Raw genomic sequence first — 24,315 nt, forward strand, 5'->3', positions numbered from 1 at the left:
GTTTATTCATAAGCAACGATGAAATTGGCGACGGCAGAATAGTCGCCAGGCTGGATGTTTTTGGCGGTCAATGCAGCAGGATGTCCTTCAACCCTAGCAAAAAATTGAAGCTCATTATCTGCCGCACCACCTAGCAGATAGCCGCGGGAGGCACTACCCAAATTCAGAGGTGATTGAGCCACGTCATACAGGCGGATGCCTGCCCCCCTGGCAATCCCAGCCGTGAATGCCAATCCGCCGCTTAGTTCGGGATCCTGCGAGCCAGTAAAGGTCACCTTGGCCATGCGGAAAATACCCGGCTTGCAATTGGTCAGACGAATGGAGAACGGCACTAGCTCCGCGACTCCGTTGGCATAGAGTTCCTTCACATCAACTACCCCCATCGCGACCTCCTGATCAAGGGATTCAGGGGAAACCACACAGGGTTGGTCGATGATCCGGCCATGGAGATTGACTGTATTGCCCAGCAACTCCAGATCATCGCCAGCACGAGGGGCCGCCGTCACGGCCAGCATCGGGCAAAGCGCCAAACCTATCCACAATGTCCGCAACATATGACAACTCCTCACTGGAACTCGGCAACGATGGTGGCTGTCGCATAGAAATCGCCCGCCGGAATATCTGCACCTGTCGGGGTTACCGGTGCAGCGATAAAGCCCCAATCACCGATATTGCCCTGCATGGAAACCGGATAGAATTTGTTTAACTGCAACGGTGAACCATCCAGCTGCTTGAATTTTATTCCCAAATCGGGAATAACCTTGTTACCCGTATAGCTGTCACTGGTTGTTCTCAAATAATCCTGGCTGAATGAGGCTGGTCGTCCTGAGATACCAAGGTTTATTTTCAATGCATCACCTTCAAACGCGCCCCCCTTACATTGGAAAGTTAGTGGCACAGCTCTTTCAAAATTATTACCATCCAATCCTGTTCCAGGTAAATCGCCAAACTCGACTTCGATAGTTTGCCCGCCATTGATTACACACTCTTCTGGTACATATAAAATTGCAGATGTAATCGTAATTCTAGACATTGGCAAATTATTAAAGTCTGTAGTTGTAGCCCCTAGACGACCATACATCTCTACAACTTGACGATCTGATATTTGCACACCATTAATTATTTGTTTTCTCACGCGAAAAGTTACCTTTCCACGGCTACCACTTTCGAAATTATTTATTCTTGTCTCTTTCCCTTTAGTACAAGAGTAATTTGGGTAATCGTTACTTTCATTCGGAAATGGGGCTGTAACAAATTTTTTCTTCCAACCGGCTATCCAAATTTCGACTTTCATATCCAAAAAGTCATTCAGTTTTACAAAACCATCACCAACTTGAGGCAAGCCATCCGTCATTGTTGCTTTATAGTACACTGGAGATTGCGGAATGCTTCTATCTGGGCAGGTAACGATACCTGAGTATTGCCCTCTCAAATTCCACTCAAATGCCTTGGTAGTAAAACCAGGTCTGTTTTGAATGTCAGCCTTGTCCAACGATATATAGTAATCATGGGTTGGGTTAGGCGTCACATAGCCATTTGCCAATGCCGTTCCTGCCAACAGCATAAGACTTGAACAGAAGATGGAACGTAGCATAAGGCTTACTCGCTCTTCACGGCTTTACAGGCATTGCCTGTGCACTGGTATTTGATATCCATATATCCGCCGTAGTCATTGACATAGCTGATCACAAATTCGTTGCCCAGGGTTTCCGGGATAGTGACCGTCAGCTCTGACTTGGGAGAAACCATAAAGGCGGAGAAACCCTTGATAGTGGTCCGCTCCTTGCCCTGTGGATGACCTAGGCCCACGTAGGTGATGTAGTAAGGGGTCGGATTGTTGACCTTGAGGGCTTTGCCCTGCTTGGTGATCAGCACCTGATCCTGCCAGACGGCTCCACGCTCCGGCAGAATAGCCTCGGGGCGGTAGAACAGCTTGATCTTGGACTGCACGGCAATCTGCATCACGTTGCTCTTCTCGCTCTTGGGCGGGATCTCGCGCAGGTTGAAGTAGTAGATGGACTCGCGATCCTTGGGCAAGCTATCGATGGCCGGCACACTGGCGATGCGCACGATGGACTTCTGGTTGGCATCCACCCGCTGTACCGGCGGCAGCACCACGAAGGGAGAAGAGATCTTCTGGCCTTGGGCATCTTCAATCCAGGCCTGCGCCAAGTAGGGCAGCTTCTGGTTCTCGTTCTTGATGTTGAGGCTGATGGACTTTGCGCCGCCCGGATAAACGGCACGAGTACGATCCAGCACAATGGCGGCACTGACGTTGAGTGAGGTCATGCCAAGCGCAGCCAGACAGATATAAGAGAGCAGCTTTTTCATCGGTATCCCATTACTTGCAAGTGAGAGTCTTCATCGACAGATCGGTTACTTGTTGCGGCGCCACTATCTTGCACTGGCGGGCCCCGCCCCAGGAGAGTTCAAACGCTTCATTCGGTTTCACCCCGGTCAGATAGACCAGGCCATCTTCATCCACCACCGAGAGCACACGGCCGGAATCCTTGACGACGGTGGCACCAAACGGCGGCACTGAGCCATCGGGTAGTCTGACATTGGCCAGCAGCTTGAACCCTTCCGCAATTTCGAAAGCATTATACCCAATTGCGCCCTCGGTCAGGGTCCCCTGCTTGATGGCATTCATCGCATCGATGTCGTCGCTCAGCTGATCCACATCGACCCGGGTGTCGCTCTTGCGATAGTCGGTCATGTCGCTGATCACCGCGACGCCAAAGCGGTTGGTCACGGCGCGGCCATTGTTGAAAGAGATGCCGGAGGTATTGTCGGTATCCACCATCATACGGGTACCGCCACGACGAGTCGCCTGGTGCAGGGCTGCACCGTGCTGGGTCGCCGTCAGACCGCCACGCAGGCTGGCACCAACCGAGGTGTATTCGCTCTGCACGCTGTAGGCATTGAGACTGACCGCTCCGATGTCGCTGTTGTGGTTGTAGTAACCCCGCGCCACGGCGTGGCCATTGCTCTGCACGCCCGCCCCCAACTGATAGGTATCATCCGGTCGACTGTAGTCCTGATAGGTGGCCAGGTGAGTCACCTTGCCGTTGGAGGACTGTACGCTGTATCCCGCGCTCTTTCTGTCCCCTATTGGCACGCTGAGGGTCAACATGACGCTCTTGTCATCCTCGTAGTTCTCGGTCTTGGTCTTGTAGGCCGACACATAGACGGAAACATCCTTGAAGCTGCCGATGTTCACGTTCTTGTTGATAGTGAGGCCGTAGCGATCCTCTGCCTCGTGATCCCAGTAGGTTCTGTGGGTGTAGTCCAGATAAACAGTCAGCGCCTTGGCTGCATCCTCCGCCCAGAAGGTCTTGTTGGCGGTGATGGTGTAGAGCTCCTTGTCACCCCAGGTGTTGTAGTCATCATTCGAGGTCGTAGTGTTGTTCTCCAACCGATCCTTGTTATTGAGGAACTGCGACATGGTCATGAAGTCATGTTGGGAGAAGCGATAACCCGCGAAGGTGATCGAGCTGTTGTATTCATCAAACTGCTTGGCGTAGTTCACCCGTACCGACTGGCCAATCTTGGTCGACAGGCCCGGCAACTTGGCGATGGACTGGGTCAGGTCGGCGGAAATAGCGCCGAAGGCATAGAGATCACGACCGATACCCAATCCCATGGAGTTGTATTCACCCGCAATCAGGCTGCCGCCGTACAGCGACCAGGAGTTCGCCACCCCCCAGGAGAAATCACCGGTCACAAAGGCAGGGCCGTGCACATCGTGCACCGAATCCGTCTGTTCGGAAGGTGCACCAACCGCCAGGTTGTATCGGACATAGCCAGGGCGAGTCAGGTAGGGAACGGTTGCCGTGTCTACCTGGAACGAATTGACACTGCCATCTTGCTCCTCTACCCGCACATCAAGGCGGCCGCGCACCGAGCTGTCCAGCCCCTGGATGCGAAACGGGCCCGCCGGCACGTTGGTTTCATAGATGATCCGGCCGGACTGGGAAATAGTGACCTTGGCGTTGGTCTTGGCAATACCGCTCACTTCCGGCGCATAACCCTGCAGACTAGGCGGCAGCATGCGCTCGTCATTGGCCAGGTTGACGCCGGTATAGCGGAAACCATCGATTAACTGGGAGTTGAGCTGCTGCTCACCTACTGTCAGCTTGGCGGCCATGTTCGGCAGCGGACGATAGGCATAGATACGGTTCAGCTCGGTCGACGTCCGCTCATTATCACCCCAGTAAGAGCTGGCCTGATAGTCACCCCGCAGACGCCAGGCGCCGTAGTTGAACCCCAGCGTACCATAGCTGCTGATGTTGTGATTGGAGTAACCATCGCCTTCGTTGACCTGGGCATTGATGTTGTAATCCAGCATCATCCCCGGGATCCCTTCATCCCATTGCTCGGGCGGAATCCAGTTGGGATCGCTGTACTTCATCCACGCCTGAGGGATGGCAATGCGCAGCAAGCCGTTACCGATATCGTTCGAGATCACTACGCCGTCCAGCGCCAACAGGTTGGCACACTGACCATCGTGCCAAGTATCGATCTTGGCGATGGCCTCGTCGGTCAGCGCCAGCTTGGGGATCACGTCTTGCGGCAGGCAGGCTACCCCACCCTTTCCCTTGCCAGTATCGCTCTCGTAGAAAGGGATTTTCTGCAGGGGCAGCTTGTTCTTGTTGACCTCGATCTCGAGGTAGTAGTCGCCGGGCAGGATGTAGCCTTCGTCGGCAAACTGGGAGAGGTCGATCTTGGTCCGCTCATCCAGATCGAGCGCATCAATATTAAACTCCGTTTCTGCCCATGCGTGATTTGCCACCGCCATCAGGCCGGGCACGCATAGCATAAAAGCCATTTTTGAATAATGTTTTTTTCTCACAGAGTCTGATGTTGAAACGCTCATATTTTCACTCTAGGAATTGCATAAAGGTCTCACGTAATGAGGTATCTACACTAAGCAATTGGTTTGCTTACATATAATTGAGTTCTAACAGCGTCGTACTGTCCGGAAAAAACAGCTGACTGCTGATGAGCCCCAAATTGAATTCCAGATCACTGTTGACGATATCCGAGACAATAAAGCGCTCACCGGATACCTTGTGATATTGGCCGTTATTGAGAATGCCCAGCTCATCGCTCATGGCACCACGCACGGACATGGAAATAAAAGGCAGTGATGCCACCGTCGCCCCGTCAACCTGACAACCGCTGATTTTCAACGTACCCGGTTGCTGAGCCTGCAGCGGAATGCTGCGCAGCACCTTCAGCGTACAGCCCGATTCGGCTAGTCCATCCGTGAGTTCGTTGGCGTGGACTGATCCCGCCATCATCACCAGCTGCAGCACCATGGCCGCCATCATTGAAGTTTTCATGATTAGGGTTCGATGTGAGGAAACAGAATGTGTGAAGTTGTGGTGGCTCGCACCACCACAACCCTTGTCACACGTTAAGGCACTCTATTACTCGTAGGAGAGAGTAAAGTTGGTCACTGCAGTGAAAGCACCGGCTTTCAGCGGGTTGGTGTCTTGTTTTGCATAGCCTTTCAGCACGGCGCTGAACGGCAGTTCGTTATCACCATTAACCAGGGTAAAGGCTGAAGTCGGAGTACCCAGCACGATCGGAGCACCACCCGGAGCGGTCATCTTGATACCGGCACCAGCGGCGTCACCACCACCGATCACCAGCAGGCTGGAATCTACCGGGTCTTTGGCACCGCTGAAAGTCACCTTGACAGCATCTTCGGCGTCGGAGATTTCACAGTTCAGCAGCTTGATGCTGAACGGCTTGGAGTTGGACTCACCACCGTTGGCCAGCTCTTTGGTGCTGATCTGGCCCATTTCAACTACCTGGTCAACAGACTCAGGGGCTACAGAGCAAGGAGCGTTGATGATTTCACCGTTAAAAGTGACTTTACCGGAACCGGCACCACCAGCAGCAAAAGCGGAGCCGCACAGCAGCATGGAACCAACACCCATAGCAACCAGAATCTTATTAGCTTTCATTCGTTTATACCTACATTAACGTGTGTTGTACTGCATCACTCCAATCATGCTGGAGTCACGATATTAAGTGATGCCGCGATATACTGCACAGCAACTGTTGGCGCTCGTCTCTCATTAAGCCGATGAGAAGTCATGCCAATAATAAACTGTGCCTCTTCAGGTTTATTTAAATAAGCAAAAGCAGCACACCGCATCAGGAGTAGTTCCCGCTACACCTCAACTGCACAACTACATACGTCCTTGTTGTCTGTGCAGAAAGCCGCATTCCGCTTTTGCTTGACGAACAAATTAACGACTCGTTTGATGCACATCAAATACATTTTGATTTGTATAAATTTTTTTATAAACACATAAAAAACAATGAGTTAAGGCAGCAATAAAACATAAAGCGAGATCGTGAAATAAATAAAGTTCATATAAAGGACATCTATTGTAATATTGTCAGACTATGAATTTAAAGTCGCACACAAAACTCCAACAAAAACACAACAAAGATAACCTATCTATTTTTGACAATAGTTATCAACCACTTCATGAATCACCCCCTAAAGAGGTAATCAGGTAATCAGGTAATCAGGTAATCAGCTAATCAAATCATTGGCAGCCCACACATAAATATACATCTACTACATTACATATTAATCATAGATATGACGCGCTAATATAGAGGCTTGTCCGCAATATTCACAGGCAAGATTTGAGATAAAAAATAAATATACGTTATTAATTATGCAGACTAACTGTGATCCATCTCTCATGATTTTTAAGCCGATTGATTTCTCAAAGTGGAGTGTTATCATCTAGACATAGAGTAAAGGGCAAACCGATCGAAAGGTCGGGACGCAAAGCCACCGGTCTAAGGGTTTTGATACCTAAGACAGCGGAGCTGCCATCTGAGAAGAGTGATGTTATTGCCGATTTATGGCATTACTCTTTGATTGCGTTGCCCTTTTCGTACAACACCTGTGACGAAAAGGACATAGATATGAAAGCTCAACACACCGCCTCCCGTTTAGTTCGCAAGACAGTTTTCTCTGTATGCACCTCCTTGCTGCTTGGTACCGCCTTGTTGCCATCCACCGCTTCTGCGGCTGATGGCTCAGTGACGTTTACTGGCACTATCTATGAATCTCCATGTGATTTTTCTGACAGCAGCGTGACCTGCTATTCAGGCATGAACAAGCAAACCATGCCTTTGGCTCACTTGCAGCAAGCCGGTCAAATCAGCTCAATTAGCAGCACTATTAGCTACAAAGTGACCAATGCCAGCAACATGGCGATCGTGACTGTCAGCTATCTCTGATGACTCATCTGTAGTGACGCTGAAATTGGCGCGAAACAGATGAGCAGGTGATGTTGAAAGCAACTCTTATCAGGTCGCCTGTGCTACCCATACAGGCGGCCAATATCTTTTCATCCCGCCTCCTCACGAACAAATAGCTGGCTTTGCTGATTGAGTCACCAGTCATCATCCGCCCAGATAATGTGGCTTAAGCCATAGGGACATCTCGCTTTTCCAGGTCATTTGCTGCATGTCTCGTGTTGATTAAATGAGATCTGACACGCACTTTACACAACTAACAACTTCTTCAATAAAGTCGCATGTGAGCCCTCACTACGGCAGCAGGAGTTCAAAAACAGCAAGCATATAAATCAACGCCATATCATTGATTTGTATGTCATTTAAAAAATCATTGATATTCTTTTGAGTCCCTGTAAATTGCCTTGCGATTACTCGCAAGACAATACACAAACAAGAACAAAGGGATAAAAATGAACCGTTCAGGTACCGGGTGGCTGCTGCTGGCAGGCCCCCTGCTTTTGGCGACATCCTCGGCGCAAGCCAACTACTCCCCCAATGACTGGCGACAGTATCAGCTGACTGGCGAATCGAGCCAGCAACTGGCCGCTCGCATCACCGAGATCACCTACGAGCTCAAGGCGCGCAGCAGCAATGCTCCTTACCAACAGCTTAGGGTCTACCGTCGCTTCGACTGGCAGAGCAGCGATCTCGCCGCACTGGCCGAGCAGCAGTGTGGCGAGCCGCAGCTCAAGGTAGATGCAGGCTGGCAGATCCGCTTCGTGCGCTGTGAAGATCGGATTCCGGCGGGTAAGCTCATTCCCGCCAGCAGTTATGACTTTGGTTATGGCCTCAAGCAGGGTCGCTGGGAGCAGCTGGCGGGCACGCCGACCGCCCAGCGGCAGGATCGTCTGCCGCTGCCACAAGCCATCATCCTGGGTCAGAGCGAAAGGGAGCTGGATCGCTGCGAACTCAACGCGCAGGGCCGCTGCGCCGAGTCGGAGTGGCACTATCAGCCGCAGGATTGGCAGCAGTTGCAGGTACTTGAAGAGACCCCGAGTGAGCGGGATGGCCGGTTGGAGCAGATCTTCTTCCGCCTGCAGCCGGTGGCAGGCAGTCAGGCTGCCGCTCAGGTCAGCGAGATCCATGTCTGGCGCCGCTATCAGTGGCAGCTGGATCAGCTCACGCCTCAGCAGGAGTGTGATGAGCCGCAGGAGCGCAAGGAGGGGAGCAACACCATCCGCTATCGCATCTGCCGTCAGGTGATCCCCGCTGGCAGCGAGGTTCAAGTAACGTTGCAAGATAGCGGCTACCAATACCCGGTCGCCGGCGGCGAGTGGCAACCCCTGCCAGAGAGCAAAGAGTGGCAGGAGAGCCGGGTGCTCAATCGCCCCATCGTGCTGGCCAGCAAGGAGGAGCTGCTGGAGTGTCGCCGCGCCAACGGTCGTCTCTGCTCCGAGCCAGAGCAACCCGATGTGGATCTGCTCGACAGCGATGCCGCCAAACTGGTGGCCGACGTGAGCGGCCAGAACAGCCCTGCCTGGCAGGCGGATTACGGCCACGATGACGCCAAGCTGATGGCGGTGGTGCGCGGCATGCGTGCCCTGCTGGCGGCCAACCAGCCGACCCATCCGGCAATGGACAAGCTGCTCTACTATGTGCGCGCCCACAACTACCACGGCGGCGTTGGCAAGGAGAGTGATCAGGCCGCCCGGGCACTGGCCGGGGTGATGATTGATCTGCTCAACCACCCCCTGCTGCTGGGTGCCGAACCACAGGATCAGGCTGGCACAGTGCTGGAAGCCTGGAGCGTGGCGGCGCAGGGACAACTTGGGCAAGCTGCCTTCCGCCAGAGTGCCGCCCCCATGCTGGCCCAGCTCAACCAGGCGCTCGGCTATGCGGTGCAACATGCGGCGCAGATCAATGGCCACAAACCCTGGGCCGATGGCCTGTTCGAGCTGCTCAATCTGGTCGATCAGAGCGCCTCTTACGGTCAGCAGGCTGACTTCAGCGCAGCTGTGCTGCAACAGGAGGCAGCATTGCGCCAGAGCCTGCTGCAACTGGGCCTGAGCGAGCTGGCCCTCTGGAAACAGCGCGATGGCTCACGGGATCTGTTTATCTTCAACAACATCCTTGATGCCCACAGCCGCCTCTATCAGATGATGCGCTACCTCCATCACACCAGCCCGGATAAGGCGATCGCCTATCGCCAACAGCTGGATCGCGATGTCATCGCCATCATGCGCCAGCAGGGGCTGATCCCGGGTGGCCAACATCCGGCCGCCATGCTGGAAGAGGTCTCCCTGACCCTCTCCAGCTACTACCTCACCTACACGGATCGCACCAGCGAGGCTTGTGTCAGCGGCGAGTTCGCCGGGCTTTGTACCCCGATCCGCATGGAAGATATTCTGCCGTTCGAGCACACCTGCTCACCCACCCTGCGTCTGCGCGCCCAGGATCTGACTCAGGCTCAGGCCGAAGGGATCTGCCGCGAGCTGGGTGATGAAGAGCAGCGCTTCCACCAGCAGATGGAGACTGGCTGGCAACCGGTGGCCGATGATCACAACGAAGCGCTGGAGCTGGTGATCTTCAACTCCTCCGCCGACTGGGGCCGCTACGGCAGCGCGCTGTTTGGCGTCTCCACCGACAATGGCGGCATCTATATCGAGGGGGATCCGGCTCGCCCCGGCAATCAGGCCCGCTTCTTCGCCTATGAGGCGGAGTGGAAACGCCCTGCCTTCCAGGTGTGGAACCTGCGCCACGAGTACGTTCACTATCTGGATGGCCGCTTCAACCAGTACGGCAGCTTCGGCCACTATCCACTCAACCGCACCACCTGGTGGGCCGAGGGGATTGCAGAGTACATCGCCCACGGCCAGTGCTTTGCCCGGGGTCTGGATAACGTGGCAAACCGCCCCGCCAACCAGCGCCCGACACTGGCGGCTATCCTCCACCTTGACTACGAGCAGGGTGGCGAGATGGTCTACTCCTGGTCCTATACCGTGCACCGCTTCCTCAACGATACCGGTCGCGGCGCCAGCTGGCTGGCGCTGGCACAGGCGCTGCGCAATCCGGATCGGCAGCAGGCGATGAGCGACTTCGAAGGGGAGCTGGACCGGCTGATCGCCAACGACAGCGACGCCTATCAGGCGTGGCTCGCCCGGGATCTGCTGCCCTGGTGGCAAGCCAACAAGGAGTCAGACGCCTGCAAGGGTAACGACTCCGCCCACTGATAAACCTTCACCTACCAGAGGGGCTGCCACCGCAGCCCCTCGCTTTATCCTCCCGCTCTCCCAGCCTCTGCTGCGACAACCTCTGCCCGAATGAGGTGCCCGCCCGTTATCAAGCCTGACGCCGGCGGCCGAGTTGTAATAGAATGCCGATAGCCACTCCCAACTTCAGACCCTGACCGCACCGCGCATGAAGAAGTTTGTCAAGATCCTCCTCGCCTGCCTCGTTTTGCTGCTGGCCCTGATTGCCATGCTGCTGGGCTACAGCGAGTGGATCGTCTCGGATGCCCGTCACTACACCTACGATCAGGTGGACAAGGTGCCCTACAACCGGGTTGCGGTGGTGCTGGGGACCTCCAAATATCTCTCCGGTGGCGGCCCCAACCACTACTTCAAATACCGCATCAAGGCGGCGGCCGAGCTCTACAACAATGCCAAGGTGGACTTCATCATCGTCTCCGGTGACAACGCCACCGTGCAGTACAACGAGCCACGCCAGATGCGCCGCGCCCTGATCAAGGCGGGCATCCCCGCCTCCGCCATCTATATGGATTTCGCCGGATTCCGCACCCTCGACTCTGTGGTTCGCGCCAAGGAGGTGTTCGGCCAGGAGCGCTTTACCGTGGTATCCCAGGGCTTTCATAACGAGCGGGCCATTTTCATCGCCCGCCATTTCGGTATCGACGCGGTTGGCTTTAATGCCGAGGATCCCAGCGCCTATCAAGGGATCCGCACCCGGGTACGGGAAGTCTTTGCCCGCCTGATGGGGCTGCTCGACCTCTATGTACTGGACAAGGGGCCCAAGTTCCTCGGCGCTCCTGTGCCCATCGGTCTGCCTGTGCCTTGCCAATCACTAAGTACCATCGGCAGTCTGCAACCCTGCCTCAAACAGCCCAAACCGGCGGTGGATGAGGCCAAGCCAGCGGCAACGACTGATCCGGTCACTCCCGCCAAATCTGCGGCAGAAACCACCGCAGAGGCGCCCAGCGCGGCCTTGCCCACATTGCCGGTGACCTCTTCAGCCGCCAGCGCCAGCACCGCCACACCATAAACAGACGACCCGCCAACTGGCGGGTCTTGTTATTACAGCGCGGGTTGTGGCGGTGAGCCTGTACACCAATTCCCAGCGACCAAGTCAGCCTCGCGCCGCTTGATAGCGGCGGGCCACTTCGACCCAATCCACCACCTGATAGAAGGCTGCGATATAGTCAGGACGCTTGTTCTGGTACTTGAGATAGTAGGCGTGCTCCCACACATCCAGCCCCAGGATCGGGGTATGTCCATGCATCAGGGGACTATCCTGATTGGCACTGCTCTCCACCTGCAATCTTCCCGCGTTGTCCACCACCAGCCAGGCCCAGCCGCTACCAAAACGGCTCAGAGCAGCCTGAGTGAAAGCCTGCTTGAAGGCATCGAATCCCCCCAATTCCCGCTCGATGGCCAGAGCCAGCTCACCACCCGGCTCACCGCCCCCCTGCGGGCTCATCACCAGCCAGAACAGGGAGTGGTTGGCATGACCGCCGCCATGGTTGCGTACCGCCCCCTGCAAGGTGGCGGGTAGGGTATCGAAGCGGCGCAGCAACTCCTCTACTGGCATTGCAGCCAGCTCGAGCGCCCCTTCCAGCGCGGCGTTGAGGTTGTTGATATAGGTCTGGTGATGACGGCTGTGGTGGATCTCCATGGTCAGTGCATCGATATGGGGTTCCAGTGCGTCGTAGGCATAGTTCAGGGCAGGCAGGGTATGACTCATGATGACCTCTATTCGGATTAATGGAGCCGGGATGAGGGCTCGCTCTGACACAGGCAGTGACCGAGCGAACGCATGATCCCGGCGTGGCTGCCGTGGCGCTGTACGAACGTCAGCAACTCGGCACGGGTTGTGCGGGTATGGCGCAAAGCCGCCTCTCGCAGCCGAGAGGAGCAAGCGGGGGAGTGACAGGTCGCCAGCAGGCAGTCGTGCACATAGCAGAGCAGGTCGGCGGCGCGATCGGGCAGGGTCATGGCCACCAGCAGATCCGCCAGATTGTGGTGAGCCACCACCAGCGCCGCCACCGCCTCATCGGCGTCATGCCACTGCACCAATTGCTGACGAGCCAGCCAGAGCGCCTGCTGATAATGGGCCAACGCCTGATGATACTCGCCGCAGTCAAACAGCCGGTTGCCCTCTCTGGTCTGCTGTTTCCAGTGACTCATGCTGCTGCCACCTTCGGTCGACTCGACCCACCCCTTCACCCAGGTTGCTGTCATATGCTTCACACCAACAAATGATAATAATTATCATTACATGAATCATGTCCGGGAGACAAGGGGGGTCGGGATCGCAGCAAACAGCCAAAACAGCGCGGCCACCCCTTGGCAAGGAGTGGCCGCTTGAGGCACCGGTCAGTGGATTCGACCGGCTAATTGGAAGTTAACGGCAGGTCAGATGTTGTTGGCGGGCGAAGGCGGGGCGATCCCCAGCAGCATGTGATCCATCATCCCCACCATGCGCCCTATCTCGGGCTTGGTGATGGTATCGTTGGCCCCCAGTTGTAGCGCTTTCTGGCGGTTATCATCGCTCATCAGGGAGGAGAACATCACGATGGGCATCTCCTTGTAGGAGGGGGTATCCCGCAGTCGCTTGAGCAGGTGCATGCCATCCATGCGCGGCATCTCCACATCGGTGATCACCGCATTGACGAAGCCGGTCACCGGCATTCTCTCCTCCTGGGCCAGGCGATCGAAATCCGTCATCATCTCCAGCCCCTCGCCGCCGTCCTTGGCCGTGATCACGTTGTAGCCAGCGGTACGCAGGGTGGTCTCGATCATCTTGCGGATAAAGGCCGAGTCGTCCACCACCAGAATGGTTTTGCCCTGGCGCAGCGCCATCATGCGATCGTCGATGAGCACCTTGCGATCCTGGGTGACGTCGTACTTCTCCATGCTGAGCTCGGGGTTGATATCGGCGATGATCTTCTCGAAGTCGAGGATCATGATGAGGTTGCCATCACGCCTGACCACGGCCACCACGCAGTCGTTCTCCCCCGCTTCCAGAAACTGGCTGGGGGACTCCACATCCTCCCAGGAGACCCGGTGGATCCTGCTGACGCTATCGATCAGAAAACCGTTGGCCATCTTGTTGAAGTCGGTGACGATCACCACCTTGTGGCTGGGGTCCGGGTTGGTCTTGATGCCAAGCCAGCCCGCCAGATCCACCAGCGGGATCAGCCGATCCCGCAGGGAGAAGACCCCCACCATATGACGCTGGGCGTTGGGGTAATCTGTGGTCTCCGGCACCCGGATCACCTCGCGCACCTTGGCGACGTTTATCCCGTAATAAGCGGTTTTTTCACGACCGTCCGGTAGCTGCTTCTTGAGGTGAAACTCGATGATCTCAAGCTCGTTGGTGCCACTTTCGGTCAGGATAGATTTACGCTCTTCCCCATCTTTGGACATCATGGTGACTCTCATTCTGGTTGCGCGGGCAGCAGACCGCTGCGGTTTTCCCTCAGTATAGGAATGGAATTCACCCAACGGCTCGGATCTCGGCAAGATTGCAGCCTTAACCGCTTGATCCCGCAGACTGGCGGGATCGTACCTGCCAATCAGGACAACATTGGCGGATGGTGAAATCCATCATGCACTCACAAGGAGCCTGAGATGAGTGAAGGTATCGTCGTGATTGGCGCTTCTGGCGGTATCGGGGCGGCTCTGGTGACACACTGGCTGGCGGCGGGTGTCGGGCCAGTGATTGCCATCAGCCGCCAGCCCGCAACTGCAGGAGCCTCTTCGCCAGTCCTGCACTGGCTATGTTGTGATTACAGCGATGAGCAGATGGCAACTGCGGTAGCCCGCATCGCGGAGTTGGCACCGAGACCGCATCGGGTGGTTATCTGCAACGGCATACTGCATCAGGGGGAAATCCAGCCAGAGAAGCGACTCGAAACAATCAATCTCGATGCCATGACCCGCGTCTACCAGACCAATGCCTTGCTGCCGCTGCGCTGGATCAGCCAGTTGTTACCGCTGTTTGGCCGCGAGCCTTGCACTCTGGCCGTTCTCAGCGCTCGGGTCGGCAGCATTGGCGACAACCGAGCGGGCGGCTGGTATGGCTATCGCGCATCCAAGGCCGCCCTCAACATGCTGCTCAAGTGTGCCGCCATCGAGCTGGCCCGGCGGGCCCCAGGCGTCAAATTGCTGGCTTTCCACCCCGGCACAGTGGATACCCAACTCTCTCGCCCGTTTCACGCCAATGTACCGCCAGGAAATGTGCAGAGTCCCGAGCTGGTAGCCGACCATCTGATTAACCAGATGAACCGGCTGCAACCGGATGGCGAACTTAGCTTTCTCGACTGGCAGGGCAAACCTATCGAGTGGTAGAGGAACTCAAGAGACGCGCCAGCAGCGCCCGCAACCTCTTGATCACGGCGGGCTTGCCCGCCAGTTGCAACCTCGCAGCCAGTCTTCCCCAGTCGGCATATTGCCAGATGGCTGCGATCAGCAGATAACGCTCGTCAGGAGTCAGCGAAGCCAGCACATCCAGATTGCGCGCCAGCCACAGCTGCAAGCTGGATTGGCTCAGTTCGAACGGCTTGTGATGCAGGGCAAAGCACTCAACCTCATCGCGCTCGAACTCGCCAAGCTCAGCCGCGGTGACGGTGCTGCCTTGCAGACATTGCCATACCAGCTCGGGATCCAGCTCGCTCAACTCACCAGCCAGCAGGGTAGGCAACTGGCGAATGAAACGCTGCTGCCACTGATCCAGCTCGGGCTCATGCTCGGGTTTCAGCGCCTTGAGCAGCAGGGCTGCGTGGCAGCCGCTGGCGGCATCCCGTTGCAAACCGATGCGCAGCACCGCCAGTCCGGCCTTGCGCCAGAAAGGGAGCAGGTCGGCGCTGGCCGAAAAAGCCGAGCCGAGGTAGTCGGTGCCAATCTGACGATAGTGCTCCTCAAGCTTGCCAAGCAGCAGCGAACCCAACCCGTGGCGGTGCAGCTCGGGGTGGATGGCGATACGCATCACCCGGGCGTAGCTGCGCCCCCCCGCCGTTTTGAAACCGGCGTGGGCCAGCAGCGACTGGGGCAGCAGATGGCCGCGCGGACGGCGGCGACCGGCCCATATCGCCTCGGCCAGCTCGGGCTCTATCCCCCCTTCCCTCGCCACCAGCGCCACTCCCAGCAGGCTCGCATCCTGCTCCAGCAGATGGATGTCGAGATCCGGGCTCTCCAGCAGGGACCTAAGATCGCTCGGCGTAGTCTGGTAGTGAGCCAGCACCAGCAAGCCGAACAGCTGGTTGAGCAACGTCTCGTCGCTCGCCAGCACCTCCTGACTGACCAGACGCCAGCTCGGGCTGGTCGGCGGCAAGGGCGTTGCCACTTCGGCATCAAGCCCCAGCAGGCGGAAAATCAGCGGCTCCAGCGGATCACGCTCACTCCAGCGAATGGGCTCAGAGAGGTGGATCTCCTGCCACTCCGGGGTCTGGCTATCGAGCACCCGCTTGAAGCGCAGGTGAAAACCGCGACCCGTCCCCTCGTAACCGTGCTCGGTGGTGGCAAACACGATGCGGCTGTGGCGGGCCAGCATGGCCTCGAGCAGCGGGGTCGGAATGGCAGCCGCTTCATCCACCAGCAGCAGATCGGGATTCATCGCCTCGTGCACCAGCCGATCCGGCGAGCAGTAGCTCAGTCCGGCCAGCTGTTCAGGCGTGGTATCTAGCCCGCGAGCTGCGTGGGCAAACAGGGTCGCTACCGTTGCCTGCGAGGGGGCCGTCACCACTATGTTCAGCGCGGGCTGCTGGCGCAGCAGCTCGGCGGCAGCCAGCCCCAGCAAGGCACTCTTGCCACGACCGCGGTCGGCGCTCAGCACCAGCGGCCGACGACGATGGCCGTGCAACACCTTGTGGATAGCGGGCAGTGCCCGTGTCTGATCGCAGCTCAGCCTGCGCTCCGGCCCAATCGGTTGCCACGGCTGCGAGCAAACCGGAGGCTCCAGAGAGAGGGCAGGATCACCTTCCAGCAACCGCACCAGCCGGGCTATAAAGCCGTGGCCGGCCCGGCCCGCCTCCTCCGGCTGGGCCACCAGCCGGATCCGGTCAGGATCCGGCCATGAAGGCCACTCTACTCTGGGCGGCGTCAGCAGCAACAGCAAGCCACCGGCGCATAGAGTGCCCGCCAGCGCCCCGAAGGCGTCGGGGTGAAAGCCGCTGAAGGCGTTGAACACCAGCGTGTCGCACTCCTGACCGAGCCACTGCAGCGCCTTGGCGGCGGGTTGCGGGGCATAACTCTCGGGCCCGGCACCCAGCCAGAAGACGGTCTCGCCGAGCAGGGATTGAGCGCGGGCAATGCACTCGGCCTCCTCCCCCTCCAGCCATATCAGGCGCCGTTCACCGGCGCGGGCCAGCGCCTCGCGCAGCAGGGTGACCTCTTGCTGTGTCATGAAGCTTGGCTGTCAGCCGGCTTGCGGGGCTCGAACATGCGATCTCCCATCTGATCGATAAAGGTGTGAGCCTTTTGCACCATGAAACGCTCGGCATCGGCCGGATTGGCAAACAGATCGGAGCGGATGAAACGGTGGGTTTGCAGCACCCCATCCAGCTCCTTGGTGATGCGTCCTGCCAGCCGATACTGGCCACCTTCTGCCATGGGCTCCGGATAGATGAGATAGCCGGCATATTCGGTGGGAGTGACTTCCGGCGCCTTGGTCGGCTCGCCCCCGAACAGGGCGCTGAACAGTTTCTTGAGCATGGTGATCTCCTCTGGTTGCCAGCATTGTCCCCAAGGGGTTGCACAGTGGCAAGCAGGGGATCTTATTACCAATGGTTATTTGCACTACGAACCATTCTCATTTAGATTTCATCTCATTCCACAAGAGGTGATCATCATGTACGTCTGTTTGTGCCGCGGCATCACAGATACCCAGATCCGCAAAGCGGTGCAGTCAGGTAAAAGCGAATTCCGCCAGCTCAAGCAGTCGCTCGAGGTGGGCGCCCAATGTGGCAAATGCGTGCGCATGACCATGGAGATTATCGCCACCGAACTCGACAAGATGGAGCAGGATCAACCCGTGCTCTACTACGAAGTGGCCTGATCCGGACACCTCTTTTCTGATGCGACCCGCCAACAGGGTCACCCCTTTTCTCAGGCGAGCTGGCTCGCCAGACCTCTTGTTGTCACTTTTCTGGACTAAGCTCTAACGATCGAAGCCTCAGGCACGAACCAAGGAGCACTGTCGATGAAAGGAGATCCCAAGATCATTGCCCACCTCAACAAGGTGCTGGCCAATGAGCTGATTGCCATCAACCAATACTTCCTGCACGCCCGCATCTACGATGACTGGGGCCTCAAGGCGCTCGGGCACAAGGAGTATCACGAGTCTATCGATGAGATGAAACACGCCGACGAGCTGGTCAAACGCGTGCTGTTTCTCGAAGGGCTGCCCAATTTGCAGGATCTGGGCAAGCTGCGCATCGGCGAGACCGTAGAAGAGATGCTGCGCTGCGACCTCTCGCTGGAGATGGATGCCATCCCAGACCTCAAGGTAGCCATCGCCTACGCCGAGTCGGTGCAGGACTACATCAGCCGCGACCTGTTCCAGGAGATCCTGGAGGATGAGGAGGAGCACGTGGACTGGCTGGAGACCCAGCTAGACCTTATCGATCGCATCGGGCTGGAGAACTACCAGCAGTCGCAACTGCACCACGGCTCCTGAGCCAGCAGGCCAGCAAATAAAGAGACCCGCCAGCGCGGGTCTCTTCATTTGAGCAGCCATGACCCGAAAACTTTTCGACAGGATCACAGTTAATACGCCCGACACAGCATCTGTCATGGCTTTCGATTAGGATACGGCTCTCTTCCAATAACAATGCTACGGACGATTTCCATGGAACAGATTGCACGCGAGATGGCGCCCCACAAACGGGTGGCACTGGTGGCTCACGACAACATGAAGACCCCTCTGCTGAACTGGGTAATGCGCCGCAAGGAGGAGCTCAAGCTCCACCATCTCTATGCGACCGGCACCACCGGCACCATGCTCGGCAAGAAGGCGCAACTGCCCATCACCTGCCTCTTCTCCGGCCCCATGGGGGGTGACCAGCAGCTCGGCGCCCTGATCGCCGAAGGGAAGATCGACGTGCTGATCTTCTTCTGGGATCCCCTCAATGCGGTGCCGCACGATCCGGACGTGAAGGCGCTGCTGCGGCTGGCAGCGGTCTGGAACATCCCGGTCGCCACCAACGAAGCGACCGCCGACTTCATCATGGACAGCCCCCATATGCGGCAAGCGTTCAGCGTACAGATCCCGGATTACGCCGGTTATCTGAAGGCACGCACCGAGTGATCGGCTAACCCGTCATACAAGAGGGCCGCAACAAGCGGCCCTCTTTAATTGGGAAAATGCATCAACCAGGGAAACAAATCGACGCTGGCTTATAACGCTCGGGCGAGAATGCGCGCCACCCGATCCGGGTCGATATCCTGCTGTTCACCGAGCGCGGTGCGCCCCACCCGCTTGAGGTTGGAGCAGACCGCCGGAATGCAACTTTCGCTGAGGCCATAGTCAGCCAGCCGGGTACCCAATCCCATCTTCTGGAAGAACTGCTCGGTACGGATGATCGCCTCTTCGATGCGCAGGGCCTTGTCCTCGCGGGTCGAATGCCACACCCGCTCGGCAAACTGAGCCAGCTTGTCCTGCTTCTGGCTCGCCCGCTCACGCAGCAGTGAGGGGAGCACCACCGCCAAGCTCTGGCCGTGATCCAGCCCGTAGAGCGCCGTCAGCTGATGGCCGATGGCGTGAGAGGCCCAATCCTGCGGCACTCCGCAACCGATAAGGCCGTTGAGTGCCAGACTGGCCGCCCACATCAGATTGGCCCGCACCTGATAGTTGGTCGGCTCAGCCAGCGCTTTGGGGCCGTTCTCCACCAGCACCTGCAGCAGGCCTTCTGCCAGCCGATCTTGCACCTCGCCGCCGACCGGGAAGGTGAGGTACTGCTCGGCAATATGGACGAAGGCATCCACCACCCCGTTGCCGGTCTGACGCGGCGGCAAACTGTAGGTGGTCGCCGGATCGAGCACCGCAAATTGCGGCTGCACCAGCGGGCTTCTGAAGGAGATCTTCACATCCCCCCTGCTCACCACCGAGGTGGGATTGCTCTCGGAGCCGGTGGCTGGCAGGGTCAGCACACAGCCCATCGGCAGCGCCTTGTGCACGCTCGCCTGTTTACCGCAGATATCCCAGGGATCATCCCCCTCGTAGCAGGCGGCGGCCGCAACAAACTTGGTGCCATCGACTACCGAGCCGCCACCGACCGCCAACAGGAAGTCGATGCGCTCGCGCTTCACCTGCGCCACCGCCTCCATCAACAGCTCGTATCTGGGGTTGGCGCCGATGCCGGAAAACTCCTGCCACGTCACTCCCTCCAGCGCCCGGGTCAACTGCTCATACACCCCGTTCTGCTTGATGCTGCCACCGCCGTAGAGCACCAGCAGCCGGCTGCCGGGCGGGATCAGTTCGGGCAGGCTGGCGATCTGCCCCTCGCCGAAACAGATGCGGGTCGGATTGGCATATTGGAAGTTGTACACGGCGGACTCCTCGACTGGCTCAATGCGCGGACATTGTGCGCCTGTGGGGAGGTGAGGTCAAAAGAGGTGGCAGAAGCTTGCCCATCGGCGGTCGACACTGGCCCATCGGTGCCGACCGGGTAGATCTCAGAACAGCGGCAGGATCAGGCAGTTTTGGCCTTATCTGTGGATGAGCTCTTCTTGCCGGTCAGGCGATCCATCGCCTCCTTGAGCATCGCCTCTCGCTGCTCGTTGAGCGGCTTGCTCTGCTCCGCCCGCTCTTCCGGAGTCAGCTTCTTGTTATCGGCGATGGTCTTGAGCTTCTCTTCGATCTCGTTGAACTTCTTGCGATCGAAACCGAGCGCCTTGTCCACCAGCTGCTGCACCACGCCCCTCTTGTCGGAGCTCATATCCAGCGCCGGTGGCAACTTGTTGTTCTTGGCCAGATGTTCGTAGGTCAGCACCTGCTGGGCCTGGCCGGTCATGCGTTGGGTGGAGAGGCTGACCATCTCCTCCCAGCCACCGCCCTGACCGCCGCTACTGGCACTGTTGAGGGTAGCGAGGGCGCGGTTGTTGGATGCGCTCTGGGCAAGCTGCTGGCTGTAGGGTTTGATATCCATGGGGGCTCCAATTCAGTGCGCATCTGCGGCAATGGGCACAGGCTGATCCGGTCACATGGGGCGTCATGCCCCACCATTATCAATTAAACCAGCAAGTTACAGGCCAACTTGTCAGATGGTGCAAGATCCCGCGCTATGGCGGATCTCACCACGCCCCACACGCAAGGCTGGCGTCAGAATCATGACTCATCTGCTGCCGGTTCTCGCTGTTTTGGCACATTTCGCCGTCCACGCACCACGACGCCAGAGAAAAGTCAGGAACAGCCGTTCGATCACAAAACAAACAACCTATCAGGAATACAATTTTGGCGCACATCGCAACCAGCCAGCCGTGTCATGGATGATCTGTTCGTCAAACCAATAACAGGCAGACCAATCTGCCGAGCTCGCTCCGCTGCCAGTTCGGAGTTGCGGCCTCCCCACACCTCATCCCCTCGTCTGACTCTCACTCACCGCAACCTTTCGGGCATAACGATGAAAAAACACACCTTGAGTCTTCTCTCCGCCACCCTGCTCACCCTGCTTGGCACCAGTGCCGACGCCTGTACCGGCCTTATCGTCGGCAAGGGGGCCAGTGCCGATGGCAGCGTGATGATCGCCAGAAACGAGGATTTTGGCGTCAACAACTGGAACAAATACCTCGCCTTCCGGCCTGCGCAGCAGAACGAGGGCAAACTCTGGAAACTGGGCAACGGACTGGAAGTGCCGATGCCAAAGGCGTTTTTCGCCTACTCAGCCATTCGTGACTGGGATGCCACAGCCAGCGACCCGGACGGCAAGTATTACGAGGAGCGCGGCATCAACGAGTTCAACGTCGCCATTTCGGCCACCACCAGTGCCGAGGTCAACGACAAGGCCCAAAAAGCCGATCCGCTGATCGAGAAGGGAGTGATTGAAGCCATCATCCCCACCCTGATCCTGCCGCAGGCCAAAACGGCCAAAGAGGGGGTCGAGCTGCTTGGCCGCTATGTAGAGCAATATGGAGCCGGTGAGGGCAACAGCCTCTATCTGGCGGATGTGAACGAGGCCTGGCTGATGGAGATCGGCTCCGGCCACCACTGGATTGCGGTACGGGTGCCGGACGACAGCTACGCCATGGTGGCCAACGGCCTGCGCATCCACGGCGTCAATCTCGACAGCGCCGATGTGCTGCACTCGCCCAAGCTGCTGGAGTTTGTACGCGAGCACAAACTGCTGGATAACGCCGACCCGAAAGAGTTCAACTTCGCCAAGGCGTTTGGGGTCATCGCTGACCCGTATAACGTGGATCGGGAGTGGCTCGGCCAGAAAATGCTGACAGCCAGCCATCCGCAGCCGACCCGGCAGGCGCAATATCCGCTCTTTATGAAGCCGGATGCCCCCATCGCCGTGCCGGACGTGGCCAGGCTGCTGAGCGCCACCTATGAGGGCACGCCGCTGGCGGGCAAGGCGGAGCGGCCGATCCGCATCGACAGGCAGCTCGAATCCCACGTCATCCAGCTGCGCAAGGAGATGCCCAAAGAGCTGCAGGGATTGATCTGGCAGAGCTACGGCGTGCTGGCTGAATCTGTGATGGTGCCGCTCTACAACACCCTGGAGTCCTACCCCCTGCCCTATCGCACCGGTAGCGACAGCTACTCCGATGACTCTGCCTACTGGCAGTTCCGCAGCCTGACCGCGCTGGCCAGCGCCGATCCGGACAAGTACCTGCCGCTGCTGCGCGGCGTCTGGAGCAAGGAGAGCAGCAAGCTTTACAAGGAGGTAGCGCTACTCGACCAGAGCCTGAAGCAGGCCTATGCCAGCGACAAGGCTACCGCCATCGGGCTGGCTGCCGACTACTCCTATGGCCAGTTGGAGCAGACCTATCAGATGGCCAAAGATCTGCGCTACAAGCTGACGACGGATCTGACCAAGCGCAGCGAGAAGAAGTACTCGGAGGAGGAGTTCAAGAAGATCATGAGCCTCTAATCGGCTCGCCAACACAAAGAGGCTCCCATGGGAGCCTCTTTCATTTCGTCAAATGCAGCAATCAGCGACGGCTGATATTGAGCGGGCCGAAGGTCTGGGCCACCGGCATGATCTCGATGCTGTTGATGTTGACGTGAGCCGGTTGCTGGCTCACCCAGAGCACGGTATTGGCGATATCTTCCGGCTGGATCGCCTCCACCCCCTGATAGACGGAGGCCGCCTTGGCGTCGTCACCGTGGAAGCGCACGTTGGAGAACTCGGTGCCGCCGCACAGGCCCGGCTCCACGTTGGTGACGCGGATGGCGCTGCCAGCCAGATCGGCACGCAGGTTGAGGCTGAACTGCTTCACGAACGCCTTGGTGGCGCCGTAGACGTTGCCGCCCGGATAGGGGTAAGTGCCGGCGATGGAGCCGATATTGATGACGTGGCCGCGATTGCGCGCCACCATGCCCGGCAGCAGCAGGCGGGTGAGCAGGGTCAGGCCGCTGATGTTGGTGGCAATCATCTGCTCCCAATCTTCCAGATCCGCCTTGTGGGCCGGCTCCAGCCCCAGCGCCAGACCGGCGTTGTTGACCAGCAGATCCACCTCGCTCCACTCGGCTGGCAGGCCGGCGATGGCGGCGCGGGTGGCCACCTTGTCCTGCACATCGAACGCCAGCGGCAGGAACTGCTCGCCCAGCTCGTCAGCCAGCGCAGCCAGCCGCTCGGCACGGCGACCGGTGCCGATCACCTTGTAGCCCGCCTGCACCAGCTGGCGGCTGATAGCTTCACCAAAACCGGACGAGGCGCCCGTTACCATTGCAATCATCTGAACCTCCATATCTACACCGATATTGTTGTTTATCTGTTTGAATCTATTCAGATTCATTCATCGCTCAATTCACGTCCGGTCGCCTTGCGCCAGACAAATACCACCAGATGGAGCAGCAACAGGCCCGAGCCTCCCAGCGCGAACAGCAGGCCGGTGAGGGCGTTGACCGAGGTATCGGCGCCACACCACCACCAGACCAGCCAGCCACTCAGACCGATGATGAAGGTCTGGCCAGCGCAGACCGGACAGCGCCCCAGCTTTGCCCTGATGGCGGTGGCAAGACAGTTGTCGCAGCTCATCCTGCTCCTCAATTCTGCTCGTTCAACATGATCAGTTGGCCTGTGAAGATGGCTTGCGCGCCTGAGTGCGAGCCACTCTGCGCCGCTCACGCTCCTCGTCGCTCACCAGCGGCAGCACCAGCCGGTGGGCGTGCTGGTCGCGGCCATAGTAGTCCGCCAGCCGCTGCTGGGGACGAAATCCCAATCCCTGATAGAGCGCCAGCGCCTCTTCGTTGGCGTCCCCCACTTCGAGGCGAATCGCCCCCCAGCCAGCGGCCTTGCCCTCGCGGATCACCTGCTCCAGCAGGCGGCGGGCCCAGCCCAGACGGCGCACCGTCCAGCGGATAGCCAGCGCCTGAATGACCAGCCGATCCCAGCCCCTGTGCTCCAGCAGGCAGAGATAGCCCATCAGCTGATGTTTCTCGTCCAGCAGTAACAGGGTGCGCCCCTTGGCGTGGGCCAGCAGATAGTGCCAGCGGCTGCGGCCAAAGGCGACTTCGGGAGGAAAACAGTAGCGTTCCAGATTAACGATGGCGCCCAGATCATCGGTTCGGGCCGCACGTACGGTCAACACGGGGAGTCCTTGTTCGGTTATTTATCCTCAGCACCAAAAATGCGAC

At 58.0% G+C, this 24,315-nt stretch carries 24 protein-coding genes and 1 riboswitch; of the genes, 8 read left to right on the top strand and 16 right to left on the bottom strand.

Annotated elements, in window-relative coordinates:
- Nucleotides 1-2: 2 nt before the first annotated feature.
- The 6 genes from AB5Y86_RS15355 to AB5Y86_RS15380 all read right to left on the bottom strand — a co-directional run bounded on the left by AB5Y86_RS15355 (nucleotide 3) and on the right by AB5Y86_RS15380 (nucleotide 5,975).
- Nucleotides 3-554, bottom strand: coding sequence for a fimbrial protein (locus tag AB5Y86_RS15355; RefSeq protein WP_368193283.1), 552 nt, complete (start codon nucleotides 552-554; stop codon nucleotides 3-5).
- A gap of 11 nt (nucleotides 555-565) precedes the next feature.
- Nucleotides 566-1,594 carry a fimbrial protein gene (locus AB5Y86_RS15360; RefSeq protein ID WP_368193285.1) on the bottom strand — a complete coding sequence of 343 codons (1,029 nt, stop codon included), beginning with the start codon at nucleotides 1,592-1,594 and terminating at the stop codon, nucleotides 566-568.
- Nucleotides 1,595-1,599: 5 nt separating this feature from the next.
- Nucleotides 1,600-2,331 carry a molecular chaperone gene (locus AB5Y86_RS15365; protein ID WP_139741653.1) on the bottom strand — a complete coding sequence of 244 codons (732 nt, stop codon included), beginning with the start codon at nucleotides 2,329-2,331 and terminating at the stop codon, nucleotides 1,600-1,602.
- A gap of 10 nt (nucleotides 2,332-2,341) precedes the next feature.
- A complete protein-coding gene (locus AB5Y86_RS15370; RefSeq protein WP_110303626.1) occupies nucleotides 2,342-4,876 on the bottom strand; it encodes a fimbria/pilus outer membrane usher protein in 2,535 nt (844 codons plus the stop codon).
- 67 nt (nucleotides 4,877-4,943) lie between these two features.
- The gene (locus AB5Y86_RS15375) at nucleotides 4,944-5,333 is read right to left on the bottom strand and encodes a hypothetical protein (RefSeq protein ID WP_019445468.1); all 390 of its coding nucleotides are present in this window, start codon (nucleotides 5,331-5,333) and stop codon (nucleotides 4,944-4,946) included.
- Between the two features lie 99 nt (nucleotides 5,334-5,432).
- A complete protein-coding gene (locus AB5Y86_RS15380) occupies nucleotides 5,433-5,975 on the bottom strand; it encodes a fimbrial protein (protein ID WP_026034942.1) in 543 nt (180 codons plus the stop codon).
- Between the two features lie 807 nt (nucleotides 5,976-6,782).
- A riboswitch (cyclic di-GMP riboswitch) is annotated at nucleotides 6,783-6,869 on the top strand.
- Nucleotides 6,870-6,960: 91 nt separating this feature from the next.
- Between AB5Y86_RS15380 and AB5Y86_RS15385 the strand changes: the two genes are divergently transcribed.
- The 3 genes from AB5Y86_RS15385 to AB5Y86_RS15395 all read left to right on the top strand — a co-directional run bounded on the left by AB5Y86_RS15385 (nucleotide 6,961) and on the right by AB5Y86_RS15395 (nucleotide 11,556).
- The gene (locus AB5Y86_RS15385; protein WP_005354947.1) at nucleotides 6,961-7,278 is read left to right on the top strand and encodes a hypothetical protein; all 318 of its coding nucleotides are present in this window, start codon (nucleotides 6,961-6,963) and stop codon (nucleotides 7,276-7,278) included.
- 470 nt (nucleotides 7,279-7,748) lie between these two features.
- On the top strand, nucleotides 7,749-10,508 hold the full coding sequence (locus AB5Y86_RS15390; protein WP_368193287.1) for a collagenase: 2,760 nt from the start codon (nucleotides 7,749-7,751) through the stop codon (nucleotides 10,506-10,508).
- 187 nt (nucleotides 10,509-10,695) lie between these two features.
- Entirely contained in the window at nucleotides 10,696-11,556 is an 861-nt protein-coding gene (locus AB5Y86_RS15395) for a vancomycin high temperature exclusion protein (RefSeq protein WP_368193288.1), read from the top strand.
- A gap of 84 nt (nucleotides 11,557-11,640) precedes the next feature.
- On the opposite strand, the gene AB5Y86_RS15400 is transcribed toward AB5Y86_RS15395, so the two are convergent.
- The 3 genes from AB5Y86_RS15400 to AB5Y86_RS15410 form a co-directional block, all read right to left on the bottom strand.
- Complete coding sequence (locus AB5Y86_RS15400) at nucleotides 11,641-12,255, bottom strand: superoxide dismutase (protein ID WP_368193290.1); 615 nt, start codon at nucleotides 12,253-12,255, stop codon at nucleotides 11,641-11,643.
- A 17-nt stretch (nucleotides 12,256-12,272) separates the two neighbouring features.
- Complete coding sequence (locus AB5Y86_RS15405; RefSeq protein WP_005354955.1) at nucleotides 12,273-12,752, bottom strand: hypothetical protein; 480 nt, start codon at nucleotides 12,750-12,752, stop codon at nucleotides 12,273-12,275.
- 174 nt (nucleotides 12,753-12,926) lie between these two features.
- Nucleotides 12,927-13,943, bottom strand: a complete 1,017-nt coding sequence (locus AB5Y86_RS15410) for a chemotaxis protein (RefSeq protein WP_005335957.1) — start codon at nucleotides 13,941-13,943, stop codon at nucleotides 12,927-12,929.
- A gap of 201 nt (nucleotides 13,944-14,144) precedes the next feature.
- Between AB5Y86_RS15410 and AB5Y86_RS15415 the strand changes: the two genes are divergently transcribed.
- The gene (locus tag AB5Y86_RS15415; protein ID WP_368193291.1) at nucleotides 14,145-14,864 is read left to right on the top strand and encodes an SDR family NAD(P)-dependent oxidoreductase; all 720 of its coding nucleotides are present in this window, start codon (nucleotides 14,145-14,147) and stop codon (nucleotides 14,862-14,864) included.
- On the opposite strand, the gene AB5Y86_RS15420 is transcribed toward AB5Y86_RS15415, so the two are convergent.
- The gene (locus AB5Y86_RS15420) at nucleotides 14,851-16,917 is read right to left on the bottom strand and encodes a tRNA(Met) cytidine acetyltransferase TmcA (protein WP_368193293.1); all 2,067 of its coding nucleotides are present in this window, start codon (nucleotides 16,915-16,917) and stop codon (nucleotides 14,851-14,853) included. The two genes, AB5Y86_RS15415 and AB5Y86_RS15420, sit on opposite strands and share 14 nt — an antisense overlap.
- Nucleotides 16,914-17,225 carry an HlyU family transcriptional regulator gene (locus AB5Y86_RS15425; protein WP_005354958.1) on the bottom strand — a complete coding sequence of 104 codons (312 nt, stop codon included), beginning with the start codon at nucleotides 17,223-17,225 and terminating at the stop codon, nucleotides 16,914-16,916. Before AB5Y86_RS15425 ends, AB5Y86_RS15420 begins: the two co-directional genes overlap by 4 nt.
- A 136-nt stretch (nucleotides 17,226-17,361) precedes the next feature.
- Here AB5Y86_RS15425 and AB5Y86_RS15430 point away from each other — a divergent pair, with 136 nt between their 5' ends.
- The 3 genes from AB5Y86_RS15430 to AB5Y86_RS15440 all read left to right on the top strand — a co-directional run bounded on the left by AB5Y86_RS15430 (nucleotide 17,362) and on the right by AB5Y86_RS15440 (nucleotide 18,819).
- Nucleotides 17,362-17,568, top strand: a complete 207-nt coding sequence (locus AB5Y86_RS15430; RefSeq protein WP_127006029.1) for a bacterioferritin-associated ferredoxin — start codon at nucleotides 17,362-17,364, stop codon at nucleotides 17,566-17,568.
- A gap of 144 nt (nucleotides 17,569-17,712) precedes the next feature.
- Complete coding sequence (bfr, locus tag AB5Y86_RS15435) at nucleotides 17,713-18,189, top strand: bacterioferritin (protein ID WP_005354959.1); 477 nt, start codon at nucleotides 17,713-17,715, stop codon at nucleotides 18,187-18,189.
- A gap of 171 nt (nucleotides 18,190-18,360) precedes the next feature.
- On the top strand, nucleotides 18,361-18,819 hold the full coding sequence (locus tag AB5Y86_RS15440; protein WP_005363178.1) for a methylglyoxal synthase: 459 nt from the start codon (nucleotides 18,361-18,363) through the stop codon (nucleotides 18,817-18,819).
- Between the two features lie 89 nt (nucleotides 18,820-18,908).
- On the opposite strand, the gene AB5Y86_RS15445 is transcribed toward AB5Y86_RS15440, so the two are convergent.
- Nucleotides 18,909-20,060 carry an iron-containing alcohol dehydrogenase gene (locus AB5Y86_RS15445; RefSeq protein WP_368193295.1) on the bottom strand — a complete coding sequence of 384 codons (1,152 nt, stop codon included), beginning with the start codon at nucleotides 20,058-20,060 and terminating at the stop codon, nucleotides 18,909-18,911.
- A 143-nt stretch (nucleotides 20,061-20,203) separates the two neighbouring features.
- Nucleotides 20,204-20,659 (bottom strand): hypothetical protein, encoded by a 456-nt coding sequence (locus tag AB5Y86_RS15450; RefSeq protein WP_368193296.1) that lies wholly within the window; start codon nucleotides 20,657-20,659, stop codon nucleotides 20,204-20,206.
- 474 nt (nucleotides 20,660-21,133) lie between these two features.
- On the opposite strand from AB5Y86_RS15450, the gene AB5Y86_RS15455 reads away from it, so the two are divergent.
- Nucleotides 21,134-22,606, top strand: a complete 1,473-nt coding sequence (locus AB5Y86_RS15455) for a C69 family dipeptidase (RefSeq protein WP_368193297.1) — start codon at nucleotides 21,134-21,136, stop codon at nucleotides 22,604-22,606.
- 61 nt (nucleotides 22,607-22,667) lie between these two features.
- Here AB5Y86_RS15455 and AB5Y86_RS15460 read toward each other — a convergent pair whose 3' ends face one another.
- The 3 genes from AB5Y86_RS15460 to AB5Y86_RS15470 are packed head-to-tail and all read right to left on the bottom strand — an operon-like array spanning nucleotide 22,668 to nucleotide 24,269.
- On the bottom strand, nucleotides 22,668-23,414 hold the full coding sequence (locus AB5Y86_RS15460; protein ID WP_368193298.1) for an SDR family oxidoreductase: 747 nt from the start codon (nucleotides 23,412-23,414) through the stop codon (nucleotides 22,668-22,670).
- A gap of 56 nt (nucleotides 23,415-23,470) precedes the next feature.
- Nucleotides 23,471-23,716, bottom strand: coding sequence for a DUF3624 domain-containing protein (locus AB5Y86_RS15465; RefSeq protein ID WP_202005688.1), 246 nt, complete (start codon nucleotides 23,714-23,716; stop codon nucleotides 23,471-23,473).
- 31 nt (nucleotides 23,717-23,747) lie between these two features.
- Nucleotides 23,748-24,269 carry a GNAT family N-acetyltransferase gene (locus AB5Y86_RS15470; RefSeq protein ID WP_021231662.1) on the bottom strand — a complete coding sequence of 174 codons (522 nt, stop codon included), beginning with the start codon at nucleotides 24,267-24,269 and terminating at the stop codon, nucleotides 23,748-23,750.
- Between the last annotated feature and the right edge of the window lie 46 nt (nucleotides 24,270-24,315).

The organism is Aeromonas sp. s8 (assembly GCF_040907785.1).
Taxonomy (GTDB): Bacteria; Pseudomonadota; Gammaproteobacteria; order Enterobacterales; family Aeromonadaceae; genus Aeromonas; species Aeromonas veronii.